Consider the following 15,919-nt stretch of genomic DNA (forward strand, 5'->3'; position numbering starts at 1 on the left):
GAGACCAAGGGGCATGCACTCTTCGACCACCGCGCCAAACTCGCCAACATCCCGCTCCCTCTGCGTGCGTGCCTCAACCCTTGACGCTGCCGACCAACAGGCCCTGCAGGTAGTAGCGCTGCAGCACCAGGAACAGCAGCAGCACCGGCAGCACCGTGACCACCGAGCCGGCCATCATCAGCTCGTTGTCCTGCACGTGTTCGCGCGACAGCGACGCCAGCGCGACCGGCAGCGTCTGCAGGCTGTTGTCGCTGAGCACGATCAGCGGCCACATGAAGTCGTTCCAGGCGCCCAGGAAACTGAAGATCGCCAGCGTCACCAGGATCGGCTTCAAGGCCGGCAGCACGATCTGGAAGAAGATCCGGAACTCGCCGGCGCCGTCGATGCGCGCGGCCTCCAGCAGTTCGTCGGGAATCGAGCGCGCGTACTGCCGCACTAGGAAGATCCCGAAGATCCCGGCCATGCCCGGCACCACGGCGCCGGCGTAGGTGTTGATCAGGCCGATCTGCTTGAGCATCAGGAACAGCGGCATCATCGTGACCTGGGCCGGGATCACCAGGGCCGCCAGCAGCGCGCGGAACACGCGTTCGCGGCCGGCGAAACGCAGCTTGGCGAAGGCGTAGCCGGCCATGGTGTTGAGCAGCAGCGCGATCAGCGTGGTCATGGCCGCGATCAGGAAACTGTTGAGCAGGTAGCCGCCCATGCCGATGCGTTCGAACAGCTCGTGGTAGTTGCCCAGGGTCGGATGCGAGGGCAGCAGCGGCGGCGGAAAGCTCGCCGCCTCGCCGGGTTGCATCAGCGACACCGACAGCATCCACAGCAGCGGCGCCAGGCTCAGCACCGCCAGGCCGAGCAGGAGGCCGTTGATGATGGCGCGGGCCAGACGCGGGCTCATCACTCCACCCCCTTGCGGCGCGCGAACCAGAGCAGGCCGCTGGTGACCGCGGTCATCAGCACGAACAGCAGGAACGCGACCGCCGAGGCGTTACCCAGGTTCCACCATTTGAAGCCTTCTTCGTACATCAGGTACAGCACGCTGACCGTGCTCTGCAGCGGCCCGCCCTGGGTGATCACATAGGGTTCGGCGAACAGCTGGAAATAACCGGCCAGGGTCAGGATGCCGACCAGCACCAGCACCGGCCCCAGCATCGGCAAGGTCACGTGGCGGAACTGGCGCCAGGGCGATGCGCCGTCGATGCGCGCGGCTTCGTACAAGTCCTCGGGAATGGCCTGCAGACCGGCGAGGAAGATGATCATGTTGTAGCCGAAATTCTTCCACACCGCGAACAGGATGATGGTCGGCATCGCCCAGGTCGGATCGCCCAGCCAGTCGACCGGATCGATGCCCAACCCCGACAGTGCCCAGTTCACCAGGCCGTAGCGGGTATGGAACAGATAGCGCCAGATCACCGCCACCGCGACCACCGTGGTCACCACCGGCGCGAAGTACGCGGTGCGGAAGAACGGCTTGAGGTAGCCGAGTTTGGAATGCAGCAGCAGCGCCGCGCCCAGCGACACCGCGATCGACAAGGGCACGCCGACCACGACGAAATACAAGGTGTTGCCGAGCGCGCGCCAGAACAGCGGGTTCTGCAGCAGGTTCAGATAGTTGTCGAGACCGACGAAGCGCAGATTGCCGATGTCGGCCAGCGCATAGATGTCGAAATCGGTCAGGCTGAGCGCGAGCGCGGCCAGCACCGGCAGGCCGAAGAACAGGCCGATCACGGTCAGCGCGGGGCCGGCGAACACCCAGCCGGCGGTCGAGGCCTTCATCGCCCTGCCCCCGCCTGCGCCGCGGCCTGGTGATCGAGCATCCAGCGCCGCTTTTCGAGGATCAGGTCGGTGCGGCGGTCGAGTTCGGCCGCGGCCTCGTCCACGCTGAGGCGACGGTTCGCGAGCAGCTCGCCGACCAGCTTGATCTCCATGGCGATGCGCTCCCATTCCGGCACCTTCGGCGTCGGCCGCGCGCGTTCGAGCTGGTCGCGGTAGGCGCGCGCATAGGGATCGTCGGTCAGGGCCGGCGCGTTCCAGGCGCTGCGGCGCGGCGGCAGGTTGCCGGTCAGGCCGTGGAAGCGGATCTGGGTGTCGGTCCGCGACAGGTATTCGACCAGCTTCCAGGCCGCGTCCTGGCGCTTGGAGCCGCGGAACACCACGAAGCTGGCGCCGCCGGCGACCGAGGCGCCGGGGCCGTGCTCGCCGGGCAGCGGCATGGTCATCCAGTCGCCCTGGACGTCGGCCGGCAGGCGCTTGCGGAACTCGGCGATGTTCCAGGGGCCGTTGACGTAGTAGCTGAAGTAGCCGCGTCCGAACTCGTTCCAGACGTTGGCGACCTGGGTGTTGCTCAGCAGCGGCGCCCAGCGCTTATCGAACATTTCGCGATAGAAGCCCAGCGCGCGCTTGAAGCCCGGGCTGCGGAAATTGCCGTAGCGGCCGTCCTCGCGCAGCAGCGGATCGGGCGACTGGATGCCCAGGTTGAGCAGCGGCTCGGGCTCGTTGAGCGGCAGCAGGATCGCGTAGCGCTCCGGCCCGACTTCCTGCTTGATCGCGGCCATCGCCTGGCGCCACTGGTCCCAGGTTTGCGGCGGGGTCTTGATTCCGGCGCGCTCGGCGATGTCGCGCCGATAGAACGGGATCCGCGTCTCCACGTACCAGGGAACCGCGTAGGTTTTGGCGCCGATCACGCCGCTGTCCCAGGCGCCGGGGAAGTAGTCCTGCACGGACAGCGACGGCGTCGCCGCGATCCGCGCGTCCAAGGGCTGCAGGGCGTTGAGCAGCGCGAACTCGGGAATCCAGGTGTTGCCGATCGCGCAGACGTCGGGCAGCGAGTCGCCGGCGAACGCGGTCAGCAGCTTCTCGTGCGCGGAGATGATCGGCAGCTGCTGGATTTCGACGCGGATGCCGGGGTTGAGGCGTTCGAACTCCGGGATCAGCTGGGCGACGACTTCGCCTTCGTAGCCCATCGCCCAGAAGCGCACCACCTCGCGCCCGTCGCCCTGGCGCGTGCATGCGGCGGCGAGCATGCAGGCCAGCAGCACGCACAGCCAGGCGATGCCCGCTCGCAGGCGTCGCGCGCGCGCGGGTCTCGCGTGCGGGGGTTTCGCACGCGCGCATGTGCTGCGATCCGGCGATGTGGGGGACGGGCGCATCATCGCCAGCTTAGTCCGGCTGCTGCTTGGGCGCCTGGGCCTCGTTGGCGCGGCCCGCGCGCGATTCCGCCTCGCCCAGCGCACGCGCGGTCGCGGCGGCCTTCTCGGCCTGGGTCTGCGGCTTGGCCGCGGTCGCGGGCAGCGCTTCCTTGCCGTCGGCCTGCGCCTTCGGCGGCTCCAGCCATCCGCCCTTGAAGCCCGCGCGTTCCAGGCCGGAGCGGATGTAGGGATTGCGCTTCATCACGTTCCAGACGAAGTCGTTGCGGTAGTTGGCGATCATCGCCAGGATCGGACCCTGATCGATGCCGATGTAATCGCTGGCCACCCAGCCCTCGTTCGGCACCACGCGCCCGGTCTTGAGCGGGATGTCGTACTTGAAGCTGGGATTGAACGAGTCCAGGAAACCGTAGCTGGAGTACAGGTACTCGCCGTAGCGCTCGTGCATGGCCACGGTGCTGGGGATCACGATCTCCGGCGCGAACGGCAGCGAGGCGATCGCCGCGGTCGGGGCGATGGTGCCGTCGTCGAAGTTCTCGCGCAGGCCGGCGCCGCGCGCCGAGTAGTGGCGGAACTGGCGCTGCTCGCCGCGGTATTCCTGCAAGGTCTGCTGCGGTCCGTCGCTGGCGGTCAGGCCCCAGACCTCCGGGCCGTAATCCTCCCACTTCATCGGGTTGGCGATGGCGTAGGCGCGCTGGGCGTAGGCGGCGCGGCGGCTATTCTCGAAATAATCGATGCCGCGCTCGCGCATGTACTCGTCCTGGATGCCGCGGAAATCGATCCAGACGTGGCTGTACTGGTGGCCGAACAGCGGGCCGAAAGCGAGGAACTCTTCGCCCTGATAGACGCCCCAGACGTCGTTGTAGGTGCGCGACCACACGGTCCACGCATCCGGGCTGACCGGATGACTGGGCGAACCCAGCGCCAGCACGTACAGCAGCATGGCCTCGTTGTAGCCGGTCCAGTCGTGCTTGATGAAGCCGCTTTCGGGGAACCAGCCCATCGACACCAGCGGCTTGTTCTTCTGCAGCCAGGTCCAATCGACGCGGCGGTAGAGCGTGTCGGCGATCTCGCGGATCTCCTTCTCGCGCGGCTCGTCGCGGTCGTAGTAGGACTGCGCGAACAGCACGCCCATCATCAGCAGCGCGGTGTCCACGCTCGACAGCTCGACCCAGCTGTCATAGCGCTCGCCCTTCTGCATGTCGAGGAAGTGATAGTAGAAGCCGTTGTAGGTGCCCTTGCCGGTGCGCTGCGGCCCCGCGGGCATGTCGCGGAAGAACTTCAGCGTCAGCAGCGTGCGGTCGACCGCCTGGCTGCGGCTGACCCAGCCGTTCTCGACCCCGATCGGATACGAGGTCAGCGCATAGCCCACCGAGGCGATGCTGGCGAACGGACGCGAGGGATAGCGATCGGGAGTGAGCCCGTTGCGCTCGTTGGTGGTATCCCAGAAGAACTGGAAGGTGCGCTTTTCGATGTCGCGGAACAGCGGCGGCAGTTCCATCTTGGTCGCCTTGAGCGGCTCGACCTCGATATCGCCGGTGGACGCGACCGGATAGGTTTGCGACGAAGGTTGGTTGCGCTGGCAACCCGCGAAAAAGGTCAGCGACGCCACCAGCAGCATCGTGATCAGGAAACGCGGAGCGGAAGCGGCTGACGGCATGAAACGATGGCCTGTGTTGACGGGGCGACCGAAACGCGGCCGCGAATGGGGGTGTGGGGGTCGAGCTACGCTTCGCCTGCCGCCCGGTGAGGGGCGGCAGGCGGGCGGGTGTTACCAGCTGATGCCGAAGGAGAGCTTGAAGGTACGTGTGGGCAGAATGATGTCGTCGTTGTGGTTGCCGTAGTTCGGATTCTCTACGCCATTGACACCACGGAAGGTCTCGAAGGTATTCCAGTTGCGATGATTCGTGACGTTGATGATGTCGCCACGCACGCGCATTTTCAGATCGGTACCGGTGTCCCACTCCTTCTGAACGGCCAAGTCCCATTGGAAGAACTTGGCGTCGTCGAAATACCCGGCATCGAAAGTGCCGTGGGCGCAACCGTCCTGCCCCGGATTGGTCGGCGCCAGGCAGTTCAGCACGTCCTTGGCCACCGCGCTGGTAACGACGACCTTCGTCGAGAACGTCATGCCCCAGCGCCCGTAGATACCGGTACCGACGAAGCGATGCTTGGCAATGCCGATCGAAGGCACCCAAGGCGCATCGTTGAGGTTCGGATAGTCGAATACGTAGTGCTCATCCGAATTGGCCGCGTTGCTCCGGTTCTCTTCCGAGTCCGTATAGGTGTATGCAAGCGTGACACCCCAAGGCGACTCGGCCGTGTACGGCTTCTCGGCCGACAGCAGCAACTGGTTCAAACGCGTCTCGACGCCGTTATCCGCCTTGATCAGCGAACCGAAGCCCGGGATCGGCTGCCCGAACGGCGCACCACCGAAAGTTCTGCCGGGACCGTAGAAAGTGCCGTCGGGATAACGATTGCCCAGCGAGAATATGATGCCGTCGTGGCTACGGATGTGAACCACCGAAACCGAGGTATTCCAGTCCTGATTGAATACGGCGATCGTATTGCGCATGCCGAGGCTGAACTGATCGGAGTACGGCACCTTGATGTCGTTGTTGATCAGATTGATCTCAGAACCAAGGTTCGGATTGGCCGCCACCAGTGCGTACAGCTCCTGCGGGTTATAGAACTTCGGGTCCCAGGCGAAACAAGTGGTGTTGTTGACCGCACAGGGGTTGCCCGGCGTATTGAACAGGATCGTGTACGACGGGAACGTGCTCTTGGACTGCTCCAGAGCGATGTAGTCGAACAGATTGCGGTCGTAGGCGCGGCCGGCACCACCGAAGATCACATGTCGCTGATCGGCGAAAAGATCGTAGGAGAAGCCCAGGCGCGGCTGCCAGGCATCCTTGAATGCCTTGCGATTGCGCCCATTGCTGATGTAGTCCTCGATATCGTAGTCGACGTTGGCGTTATGGATGTTCGACCACGAACGCAGTGCGGTTACTAGGTTGGCCGGAGTCACATAGTCCTCGTAGCCTGGCGTGACTTCGTAGTCGTAGCGCAGACCCAGGTTCAGGGCCAGCTTCTCGTTGACCTCCCAGTCGTCCTGGAAATAGATGCCGTACTGCTTGTTGGTCGATTCGATATTACGATCGCTTATACCCGGCAGCGGCGCGCCGAAGCGCACCTGGTAGGGCTGAAACGCCGCCAGAGAGTTGCGTCCGGCGTCGATGTTGGCCGGAAGATTGATCGAGTACTGCGGGTTGTACGGCTGCTGCTCGAAGGAGTTGATCTCGATGGACTTGTACTTGAAGCCCATCTTCATCGTGTGGCCTTCGATGCCACTGAAGGTGAGATCGTCCTGGAAGCCCCAGCCTTTCTGGCCTTTATCCTGATAATCCTGGCCACCGCCCACATTCAGGACGGTTCCGCGATTGGTGTTCTGAATGATGAAGCCTGGGGCAAGCGTGATCGCACGCGGATTGAACGCTTCGTCCTCGTACGTGAGATGCGCATCGTTGAGCCAGTTGGTGCTGCTCCACTGATAGCGCAGGTCGTAGCGCGTGCTTTCGTTGTTGTTGGTCTTGCCGTAAGTCTCGGTATTGCGGTCGCCAATGTCCTTGATTTCGCTCTCATCGCGCTTCTTGACCGAGAGCTCGATCAAGTGCGCATCGCCCGGCTGCCAGGTCAGCTTTCCGAACCACAGATCCTCATCGAAGGGAATCGAGGTCGGGCCGACAAGCCCCGCCAGATCCGGCGTCAACGAATAACCCGGATTAAGCGAACCTGCGCTGATCGTGCGTGGCACTTCGAACTCTTTAGCCTCGTACGTGGCGAAGAAGAACAGGCGATCCTGGATGAGAGGGCCGCCGAACGCCGCACCGTACTGCGTATAGCCCGACGGCGATTTGCTTTGGCCCGGACGCTCTTCCGCCGGAGTCGGCGCGCGCCAGCTCGGCGTGTTGTAACGGTCCCAGAAAAAGTCGCCATGGAACTCGTTGGTGCCCGACTTGGTGACGGCCGTGATCGCCGCGCTGCTGATCTGGTCGTACTCGGCCTTGTAGTTGGACGTGATGACCTTGTATTCGCCGATAGCCAATTGCGGGAACGGGTTGCCTTGACTGCCGTCCTGCCCGCCGATGCCGCCTTTGAGCACGTAGTTCTTCTGGCCGACGCCGTCGATGAAGACGTTGATGCCATTTGCGCTCTGAGCGCCGCTACGCAGTTGGCTAGTGCCGTCGGACTTGGTCTCGAAGATCATGCCCGGCACGATGTCCGCGAACGCCAGGAAGTTTCGCGAGGTCTGCGGCAGCGCTTCGATCTGACGCTGAGTGATGTAAGTGGCGACTTCCGAGGTCTTGGTTTCGAACACCGGCGCGGCCGTCACGGTGACCGTATCGATATTCGTCGCGTCCGGTGCCGGTGCGGACTCGGCGACGCCGCCCGTGGACAGGTTGAGCGTTGCGGTCTGACCCACCTGCACGGTGATGGTCTTGGAGCTGGTCTGGCCGCCCGCAGTGACGTCCAGACGGTAGGTGCCGGGTGGCAAGCCCGCCACCGCGTAACCACCGTTGGCGGTCGAACTCACGGAACGTTTGAGTCCGGTGGCCACATTGGTCGCGGTCACCTGGGCATCCGTCGCCGGCGCCGAATCCACGGTCACCTGACCACGAATGGTGGCGGCGGTGGATTGGGCGAAGGCGGCGGGGGCGGCCATCGCCAGGCAACTGGCCAGGGCGCAGGCTAACAATCTCGGCGTGGGCCGACGGGTGGATCGGTAATACGGCTTCATATGCTTTCCCTCTCTCCAAGAAGCATTCGAGCTGAGTTGTAAACGGTTACATCGATGGGCAAAAAAAGGCGATCACGCGCTTCCGCTGCGCTTGGCTTCCGCGGGCACGCTGGAGGCGCGCACGATCAGTTCCGGACTGAGGGCTTCGCGGCCCTCGCCGGGTAAGGCTTCGCCGGCGACCTGGGTCAACAGCAGGCGCGCGGCGCGCGCGCCCAGTTCGGCGATGTTGACCCGCATGGTGGTCAAGGTCGGGTGCACGTACCGGGCCAGCGGGATGTCGTCGAAGCCGGCCAGGGCGATATCGCGCGGCACCTCCACGCCGCCCTGGGCGAACACGAACAGGCAACCCAGAGCCATCATGTCGTTGGCGGCGAACACCGCGTCCGGGCGTTGCTTGGACGCCAGCAACGTCAGCCCGGCCTGATGCCCGGAGGCTTCGTCGAAATCGCCCGGCAGCACCCATTCTTCGGCGTCGGGCAGCAGGCGATGCAGCGCGTCGCGATAGCCGCGCAGGCGCTCGTGGGCGTCGAAGTTGTCGCTGGGGCCGGCGATGAAGGCGATGCGGCGATGCCCGGCGGCGACAAGGTGCTCGACCATCGCGACCGCGCCGCCGTAGTTGTCCACGCCCAGCGACAGCACGCCGGCGGTCGCGTGTTGGGTGTTGATCAGCACCGTCGGCAGGGTCGGTGCGAGTTCCTCGGCCAAGGGGCCGGGCGTGGCCACGAACGGCGACATCACCAGCAGACCGTCGACGCGGCCGCGCATGGCGCGCAGCGCGGCGCCCTGCTCTTCCGGATGGCCGTGGTAGCTGGAGACCAGCAGGTGCAGACGGTGCTCGCGCGCGACCTGATCGATGCCGCGCACCAGTTCGGAGAAGAATTCGCCGTGCAGGTCCGGCAGCACCACGCCCAGAGTCTGGGTGCGGCGGCTGCTGAGGCTGCGGGCGGCGGCGTGCGGGGTGTAGCGCAGTTCGTTGGCGGCGGCGAGCACGCGGCGACGCACTTCCTCGGCCACGTTGCCGTGTCCGTTCAGAGCCCGCGATACGGTGGCCACCGATACCTGGGCCACTCTCGCTACATCTTTGATGGTTACGCTGGTCACGCCCTAGACCGCCCCTCCGCGGTTGGGATGCGGGGCCGACTGTAAACGTTTTCAAACGCAAGTGTAAAGTTCGCGTTATCGAAACCGGGTCGCGCTGCAAATCCTTGCTTACGCAGGGGATTTCGCTCGCGCCGCATGCTGCACTGCGGCATCACGCGGCGCTCAACCGCCCTCGCCCGGCGCCCTGGCCTTGATCGCCAGCGCATGGATATCCGTCGTCATCATTTCCCCCAGCGCGGCGTACACCGCGCGATGGCGGGCGATCGGGTTCAGGCCGACGAAGGCGGCGCTGACCACGTCGACGTTGTAATGGCCGCGGCCGTCCTGGGCGCCGGCGTGGCCGGCGTGGCGGTGGCTGTCGTCTTCGACGGTCAGCGATTGCGGGGCCAGCGCGGCTTCGAGCGCGGCGCGGATCGCGGCGACGCGCTGTTCGCGCGGCAGCGGGCCGGCGCTCACGGCAGCACCCGCTTGAACGGGCGCACGTCGACGCGGGTGTAGACGCCGGCGGCGACGTAAGGGTCGGCGTCGGCCCAGGCGCGTGCGGCGTCCAGGGATTCGAACTCGGCCACGATCAGGCTGCCGCTGAAGCCGGCCGGACCGGGATCTTCGGCGTCGATCGCGGGACACGGGCCAGCCAGCATCAGCCGGCCTTCGTCGCGCAGCGCGTGCAGGCGCGCGATGTGGTCCGGGCGTGCCGCCAGCCGTTGGGGCAGCACGTCGCTGCCGTCATAACCTTCGATGAGATACCACATGTGATTCCGGTCAACCTCCAAGCGTGATGCGGGGTTCTGGGTTCAGCAAATTGAGGGAAATCCCGATTGCATGAACGCAGGTCGATCGCGTCCTAATCGCGGGTCCCGCACAGGGGAACGTGACAACCGGGACATCTTCATTCGGCGGCTGCGCCGCCATCAACTCAGGAGGAGTGACATGAAGTCGAATTCCGTGAAAGCCACGGCCGCGATCGTGAGCATGATACTCGCAGGTTCCGCGGTCGCCGCCGGCAAGCCGCTGGTGAGCAGCACCGCCACGCTGGCCAAGGCGAGCAACGAAGCCGCGCTGGAGAATCTGCTGTCCAGCGCCTCGACCGGCAACGTGCGCCTGGTCAAGGTCGACGCGACCGCCGTGGACGAGCCGCAGATCGAGATCGAGCTCGACGGCCGCGTATTCACCGCCAACCGCAACAAGGTCGAACGCACCGAGACCGGCGACACCGTCTGGTACGGCAACTTCGGCCCGCGCATCAGCGCCAAGACGCTGTCGGGCGTGGATCCGCTGAATTCGGCGATCCTGGTCCGCAGCGGCGACACCGTCACCGGCACCCTGCGCAGCAACGGCAAGCTCTACCGCGTGCGCCCGCTGCCCGGCGGCGAACACGCGATCGTCGAAGTCGACGAAAGCCGCCTGCCGGCCGAACACCCCCACGACTACAACCGCCTGCCGACCATCCGCATGACCGCGCCCGCTCCTACCGACGACGGCCGGGTCGGTGCGCTCGGCATTCCGCCGGGCCCGACCGCGACCATCCGGGTGATGGTGGTGGCGACCAACCAGGCGGTGGCGGCCTACGGCGGCAACATGCAGTCGCTGATCCAGCTGGCGGTGGCCGAGTCCAACCAGGGCTACGTGAATTCCAACGTCGGCATCAACCTGGTCCTGGCCAGCTACAGCACCACCAGTTACACCGAATCGGGCAACTTCAGCACCGACCTGGCCCGCTTCCGCGGCACCAGCGACGGCTACATGGACAGCATCCATACCACCCGCAACAGCAGCGCCGCCGACGTGGGCGTGATCATCCTCAACAACAGCTCGTACTGCGGGCTGGCGTCGGGCATCGGCTCGACCGCGGCGACCGCGTTCGCGTCGGTGTACTGGGACTGCGCGACCGGCTACTACAGCTTCGCCCATGAGATCGGGCACCTGCAGAGCGCGCGCCACGACCCGGCCACCGATCCGTCCACCAGCCCCTACGCCTACGGTCACGGCTATCGCTACCAGCCGGCCACCGGCACGCGCTGGCGCACGATCATGGCCTACAGCTGCAGCCCCAGCTGCACGCGGCTGAACTACTGGTCCAACCCCAGCATCAGCTACGGCGGCGTGCCGATGGGCACCGCGACCCAGAGCGACAACCAGCGCGTGCTGGTCAACACCAAGGCCACCGTGGCCGGGTTCCGCTGAGCGGGCCTGGTTGAACCAGCCTGGTTGAACCGGCCTGGCAGAACCAGCCCGGCTGAACCGCAATCGCCGCACTGGCATGGGACACGCCGGGCGCATGCCGCCCGGCACACTCCGCACCGCCCCGCTGAACGCCGGCGCACCCGGCGTGGCACGTCCAGCGCCGGCCCCCCGGCCGGTGCTGGACACTGCGGGCGCAAGCCCTTACCCTAAGTGTCAATTGCCCGAGGCCGGACGCAGCGGCCCGTCGCGACAGGTCTCCCACACCGTCGCCACGTCCAGCACCCGCATCTCATGAATGCGCCGGTGCAGTGCTGCAGACCACCGGCCCGCGCCCGCAACCCTCTCGTTCTTCGTCGCCACGCCCTGCCGCGCGGTGCACGGGTCGAGCCGTTCGGGCCAAGCACGACCTTTTAGCTTCGCCTCGCCTTCGACCCAACCGGTCCGCGTCAGCCGCCGGTTCGTGCAGGTACCTCCGGGTGCCGGTCGCAGCGCGCGGATCCGTGGTTGCCGAAACCCGTCGTCACCGGCGCCGTTGCTCCTGGGGCCAGACCGCCCACCGCAACGTCGCCACCAGCAGTGCCCACGGCCCGGAGGGGCCGGCCCCGAATGACCAACGAAAACGTGTCCGACGAAGCGCTGCCCGACGAGCCCGCGCCCGACGATTCCGCGGCGGACGCTCCCGCCGCCGGCGTCGAGCCCGCGCCGGCGGCGCCCGAAGACACCGCGCCCGCTGCGGCCGCCGCGAGCCGTCCGCAGCAACAGGAAATGCCGCTGGCGACGATCCACGGCCAGCCGGTGCTGCAGATCCCGCAGGACCTGTACATCCCGCCGGACGCGCTGGAAGTCATCCTGGACGCGTTCGAAGGCCCGCTGGACCTGCTGCTGTACCTGATCCGGCGCCAGAACCTGGACATCCTCGACATCCCGGTGGCGGACATCACCCGCCAGTACGTCGAGTACATCCAGGCCATGCACGAGATGCGTTTCGAGCTGGCCGCCGATTACCTGGTCATGGCCGCGATGCTGGCCGAGATCAAGTCGCGCATGCTGCTGCCGCGCGCGCCCAACGAGGAAGGCATCGAGGAAGACCCGCGCGCCGACCTGGTCCGGCGCCTGCAGGAGTACGAGCGCTTCAAGAAGGCGGCCGAGGACATCGACTCCCTGCCCCGCCAGGACCGCGACACGGTCCCGGTGCAGGCCTTCGTCCCGGACCGCGCGTCGATCCGCCTGCCGCCGCCGGTGGACCTGAAGGAAATGCTGCTGGCCCTGCACGACGTGTTCAAGCGCGCCGAGCTGTACACCCAGCATGCGATCAAGCGCGACGCGCTGAGCGTGCGCCAGCGCATGGGCGAGCTGCTCACGCGCATGGCCGACGGCGTGTTCCACCGCTTCGAGTCGCTGTTCACGGTCGAAGAAGGCCGCTTGGGCGTGGTGGTGACGTTCCTGGGTCTGCTCACGCTGGCCAAGGAGCAACTGATCGAGATCGTCCAGGAAGGCCCGCTGGAACCCATCTACGTCAAGTCGCTGGCGCTGATGAAGGACCCCGACGAGATCGAGCTCAGCAGCGAGTTCGACCACGCCGCCAACGACGACCCGGCGGGCTGACCGCCCGCACCTTCCGGGCCGCGCGTCCGCCCTGCGGGCGCGACGGCCGCAAGCCCCGCATACCACGGTACGAAACGCACGCCCCATGGACCAACACTTCGTCACCCGCATCGTCGAGGCCGCCCTGCTCGCGGCCAACCAGCCGCTGACCCTGGCGCAGCTGCACAGCCTGTTCCCGGAAGACCAGCCGGCGCCCGCCGACAGTGTCGAGCAGGCGCTGGAAGCGCTGCGCGAGGGCTGCAAGGAGCGCGGCGTGGAACTGGTCGAGCTGGCCTCCGGCTTCCGCTATCAGGTCCAGGCCGACGTCCACCCCTGGGTGGCGCGCCTGTGGACGGAACGTCAGACCCGCTACACCCGCGCCACCCTGGAAACCCTGGCCCTGATCGCCTACCGCCAGCCGATCACGCGCGGCGAGATCGAGCAGGTCCGCGGCGTCGCGGTCAACAGCAACATCATCAAGGCCCTGGAAGAACGCGAGTGGATCCGCGTGGTCGGCCACCGCGACGTGCCCGGCAAGCCGGCGCTGTTCGGCACCACCAAGACCTTCCTGGACTATTTCGGCCTCAAGCGCCTGGACGAGCTGCCGCCGCTGTCGGAACTCAAGGACATCGGCGACCTGGAGCCGCAACTGCAGTTCGACGGCCCGCCGGCGCCCAGCCAGATCGAAGCCGGCGGCATCGGCAACGGCGGCAACGCCGAGGACGCGCAGGCCGACAACGATGAGGCCGGCAACGAGGACATCGGCGACGACGAACTCGGCGGCACTGAAGCCGAAGCCGACGACGCGAACGTCGAAAGCGCGGACGACGCGGACGCCGACGCCGACACCGATTCCGAAGCACCCGAACCCACCGCCGTCGCCGATTCCAGCACCGAAACCGGCGCCGACGACACCGACGCAGGCGATTCCGCCGGCGCCGGGCAAGACGACACACCCGAATCCGTCCCCATGGACGACCCCGATGCCGCGCCGGGCGAGCGCGCGGCAGACGCGAACGATCACGAGCAAGACCCTCACGCCGTCGAGACGACGACCGTTCCGGAACCAGAGGCCGAGTCCGAAGACGACCGGCCGGAGCAACAGAAATGAGCGAACACAAACCCCGCAAGCTTTCCCTGAAGCGCAGCGGTGACGCCGCCTCCACCGAGGCGCCGCGTCTGGAAGAGCGCCTGCACAAAGTGCTGGCGCAGGCCGGACTGGGCTCGCGCCGCGCGCTCGAACAGCGCATCGCCGACGGCCTGGTCAAGGTCAACGGCGAAACCGCGCAGATCGGCATGAGCATCAAGGGCGGCGACAAGATCGAACTCGACGGCCGCAGTTTCGTCGCCAGCGCGCTGACCGAGCCGGCCCGGGTGCTGATGTACAACAAGCCCGAAGGCGAAGTCACCACCCGCGACGATCCCGAAGGCCGTCCGACCATCTTCGAATCCCTGCCCGCCCTCAAGGGCGCGCGCTGGATCGCGATCGGCCGCCTCGACATCAACACCACCGGTCTGCTGCTGCTGACCACCGACGGCGAGCTCGCCAACGCGCTGATGCACCCGTCGTTCGAAGTCGAACGCGAATACGTCTGCCGCGTGCGCGCACCGGAAGGCCAGGACAAGGTCGCCGACAACATCGTCGACCGCCTCGCCCGCGGCGTCTCGCTGGACGACGGCCCGGCCAAGTTCGACGAGATCGAGCGCATCGGCGGCAGCGACTCGCACGACTGGTTCCGGGTCGTGGTGAAGGAAGGCCGCAACCGCGAAGTGCGCCGCCTGTGGGAGTCGCAAGGCTGCCAGGTCAGCCGCCTCAAGCGCATCCGCTACGGCACCGTCTCGCTGCCGCGCGAACTGCTGCGCAGCCAGTCGCAGGAGCTCGCGTCCGACAAGGTCGAGAGCCTGCGTACCGAACTGGGCCTGGAAGACGGCACCCCGTCGGCGCTGACGCTGCAGCCGGTGATCGGCCAGCGCAAGGCCACCAAGTCCACCGTGCACCTGTCCGGCGGCGAGCGCTCGCCGGGCTACGTCAGCGGCCACAACACCGCCGACGAAGGCCGCGAACTGCGCCGCTTCGACAACGTCCGCGAAGATCGCGGCGGTCGCGGCCGCGGCGGTCCGCGCAAGCACGGCGGCCTCACGGTCAGCGGCGAAGCCGCGGCCAACCAGTCGCAGAAGCCGTTCAAGCAGCGCAAGGACAAGGGTCCCAAGCCGCTGCCGGACGGCAATCCGGCGGCGTTCCGCACCTGGTACGTGCCCGATGGCGTCGACACCGGCCCCAGCGGTCATCGTAATCCCGACAGCCGCGGCCCCAAGAAGCCCTACGGCGGCAAACCCGGCGGCGGCGGTCGTCCCGGTGCCGGCGGCGGCGCCCGCAGCGGCGGCGGCTACGGCGGCCAGGGCCGCTCCGAGCGCGGTCCGGGCGGTGGCGGCGGCTTCGGCGGCGAACGCAGCGGCGGTGGAAACAGCCCCTACGGCGAACGTCGTGGCGGCGGCGGTGGCGGTCAGGGACAAGGTCAGGGCCAGCGCTCGCGTCCGTACGGCCATCCGGGCAACGCACCCAGCTTCCCGTCCGATCACGCCAACCCGGGCGCGGGCGGCTTCAACCCCTACGGCGATCGTCCGCGCAGCCCGCGTCCGGCCGGCGGCCCGGGCGGCAAGCCCGGCGGTCGTCCCGGCGGCGCGCCGCGCCCCGGCGGCGCGCGCCCGAACCCGAACGGCCCGCGTCCCGGCGGCCCGCGCGGCGGCGGCCGTCCCGGCGGCGGTCGCGGTCCGCGTGGCTGAGGTCTGACAGACGATTGACGCCGATCTTTCGCGGTTCGCTTTCAGGGCAAATCGCGTCGGATTCCGGTTCGACCAAAGGGCGCTGCGGCGCCCTTTGGTTTTTGTGGCGGCGCTATCGCGTCCTTTGTTTTTGCGGCGGCACGGCGCGCTTTAGTTTTTGCGGCAGCGCTGCCGCACCTCTGTTCTTGCGACGGCACCGTTCGCCCTCATCCGCCCCGCAGGCATCTTTCCCGCCCGCGGGAACAGAACGCAGCCAGGGCTTGCGGCTTGGCTCGCGAGTCGCCGTTCGGATAAGGCTTCGCTCCCTGGAGCCGTGTGCCCAAGC

Annotated in this window: 12 protein-coding genes; 4 read left to right on the forward strand and 8 right to left on the reverse strand. The window is 67.0% G+C overall.

Annotation, left to right across the window (positions count from 1 at the left end; all coding sequences use genetic code 11):
• Positions 1-73 precede the first annotated feature (73 nt).
• The 8 genes from ASE10_RS00620 to ASE10_RS00655 all read right to left on the reverse strand — a co-directional run bounded on the left by ASE10_RS00620 (position 74) and on the right by ASE10_RS00655 (position 9,794).
• The gene (locus ASE10_RS00620) at positions 74-895 is read right to left on the reverse strand and encodes a carbohydrate ABC transporter permease (RefSeq protein WP_055899543.1); all 822 of its coding nucleotides are present in this window, start codon (positions 893-895) and stop codon (positions 74-76) included.
• Positions 895-1,773: a sugar ABC transporter permease gene (locus ASE10_RS00625; protein ID WP_055899546.1), complete on the reverse strand. Its 879-nt coding sequence runs from the start codon at positions 1,771-1,773 to the stop codon at positions 895-897. The genes ASE10_RS00620 and ASE10_RS00625 overlap by 1 nt, the downstream gene beginning before the upstream one ends.
• Entirely contained in the window at positions 1,770-3,020 is a 1,251-nt protein-coding gene (locus ASE10_RS00630) for a sugar ABC transporter substrate-binding protein (protein WP_055900164.1), read from the reverse strand. The genes ASE10_RS00625 and ASE10_RS00630 overlap by 4 nt, the downstream gene beginning before the upstream one ends.
• A 136-nt stretch (positions 3,021-3,156) precedes the next feature.
• On the reverse strand, positions 3,157-4,803 hold the full coding sequence (locus ASE10_RS00635) for a glucoamylase family protein (protein WP_055899549.1): 1,647 nt from the start codon (positions 4,801-4,803) through the stop codon (positions 3,157-3,159).
• A gap of 111 nt (positions 4,804-4,914) precedes the next feature.
• A complete protein-coding gene (locus ASE10_RS00640) occupies positions 4,915-7,941 on the reverse strand; it encodes a TonB-dependent receptor (protein WP_056305526.1) in 3,027 nt (1,008 codons plus the stop codon).
• A 72-nt stretch (positions 7,942-8,013) separates the two neighbouring features.
• Positions 8,014-9,042: a LacI family DNA-binding transcriptional regulator gene (locus ASE10_RS00645; protein ID WP_055899555.1), complete on the reverse strand. Its 1,029-nt coding sequence runs from the start codon at positions 9,040-9,042 to the stop codon at positions 8,014-8,016.
• Positions 9,043-9,204: 162 nt separating this feature from the next.
• Positions 9,205-9,498 (reverse strand): BolA family protein, encoded by a 294-nt coding sequence (locus ASE10_RS00650; protein WP_235565754.1) that lies wholly within the window; start codon positions 9,496-9,498, stop codon positions 9,205-9,207.
• Complete coding sequence (locus ASE10_RS00655; RefSeq protein WP_055899558.1) at positions 9,495-9,794, reverse strand: YciI family protein; 300 nt, start codon at positions 9,792-9,794, stop codon at positions 9,495-9,497. Before ASE10_RS00655 ends, ASE10_RS00650 begins: the two co-directional genes overlap by 4 nt.
• Before the next feature lie 178 nt (positions 9,795-9,972).
• On the opposite strand from ASE10_RS00655, the gene ASE10_RS00660 reads away from it, so the two are divergent.
• From ASE10_RS00660 to ASE10_RS00675, 4 genes are all read left to right on the forward strand, one after another.
• Positions 9,973-11,226: a zinc-dependent metalloprotease gene (locus tag ASE10_RS00660; protein ID WP_056305528.1), complete on the forward strand. Its 1,254-nt coding sequence runs from the start codon at positions 9,973-9,975 to the stop codon at positions 11,224-11,226.
• A 606-nt stretch (positions 11,227-11,832) separates the two neighbouring features.
• A complete protein-coding gene (locus ASE10_RS00665; protein ID WP_082575575.1) occupies positions 11,833-12,831 on the forward strand; it encodes a ScpA family protein in 999 nt (332 codons plus the stop codon).
• Positions 12,832-12,916: 85 nt separating this feature from the next.
• Positions 12,917-13,921 (forward strand): SMC-Scp complex subunit ScpB, encoded by a 1,005-nt coding sequence (scpB, locus tag ASE10_RS00670; protein WP_056305530.1) that lies wholly within the window; start codon positions 12,917-12,919, stop codon positions 13,919-13,921.
• Positions 13,918-15,594 carry a pseudouridine synthase gene (locus ASE10_RS00675; protein ID WP_056305532.1) on the forward strand — a complete coding sequence of 559 codons (1,677 nt, stop codon included), beginning with the start codon at positions 13,918-13,920 and terminating at the stop codon, positions 15,592-15,594. Before scpB ends, ASE10_RS00675 begins: the two co-directional genes overlap by 4 nt.
• The last annotated feature ends 325 nt before the right edge of the window (positions 15,595-15,919 follow it).

The organism is Lysobacter sp. Root76, assembly GCF_001428685.1.
Taxonomy (GTDB): domain Bacteria; phylum Pseudomonadota; class Gammaproteobacteria; order Xanthomonadales; family Xanthomonadaceae; genus Lysobacter.

Excerpts from the sequence above, each read along its gene's own strand:
- ASE10_RS00620 (WP_055899543.1), bottom strand. The coding sequence starts at position 895 with ATGAGCCCGCGTCTGGCCCGCGCCATCATCAACGGCCTCCTGCTCGGC.
- ASE10_RS00625 (WP_055899546.1), bottom strand. The coding sequence starts at position 1,773 with ATGAAGGCCTCGACCGCCGGCTGGGTGTTCGCCGGCCCCGCGCTGACC.
- ASE10_RS00630 (WP_055900164.1), bottom strand. The coding sequence starts at position 3,020 with ATGCTCGCCGCCGCATGCACGCGCCAGGGCGACGGGCGCGAGGTGGTG.
- ASE10_RS00635 (WP_055899549.1), bottom strand. The coding sequence starts at position 4,803 with ATGCCGTCAGCCGCTTCCGCTCCGCGTTTCCTGATCACGATGCTGCTG.
- ASE10_RS00640 (WP_056305526.1), bottom strand. The coding sequence starts at position 7,941 with ATGAAGCCGTATTACCGATCCACCCGTCGGCCCACGCCGAGATTGTTA.
- ASE10_RS00655 (WP_055899558.1), bottom strand. The coding sequence starts at position 9,794 with ATGTGGTATCTCATCGAAGGTTATGACGGCAGCGACGTGCTGCCCCAA.
- ASE10_RS00660 (WP_056305528.1), top strand. The coding sequence starts at position 9,973 with ATGAAGTCGAATTCCGTGAAAGCCACGGCCGCGATCGTGAGCATGATA.
- ASE10_RS00665 (WP_082575575.1), top strand. The coding sequence starts at position 11,833 with ATGACCAACGAAAACGTGTCCGACGAAGCGCTGCCCGACGAGCCCGCG.
- scpB (WP_056305530.1), top strand. The coding sequence starts at position 12,917 with ATGGACCAACACTTCGTCACCCGCATCGTCGAGGCCGCCCTGCTCGCG.
- ASE10_RS00675 (WP_056305532.1), top strand. The coding sequence starts at position 13,918 with ATGAGCGAACACAAACCCCGCAAGCTTTCCCTGAAGCGCAGCGGTGAC.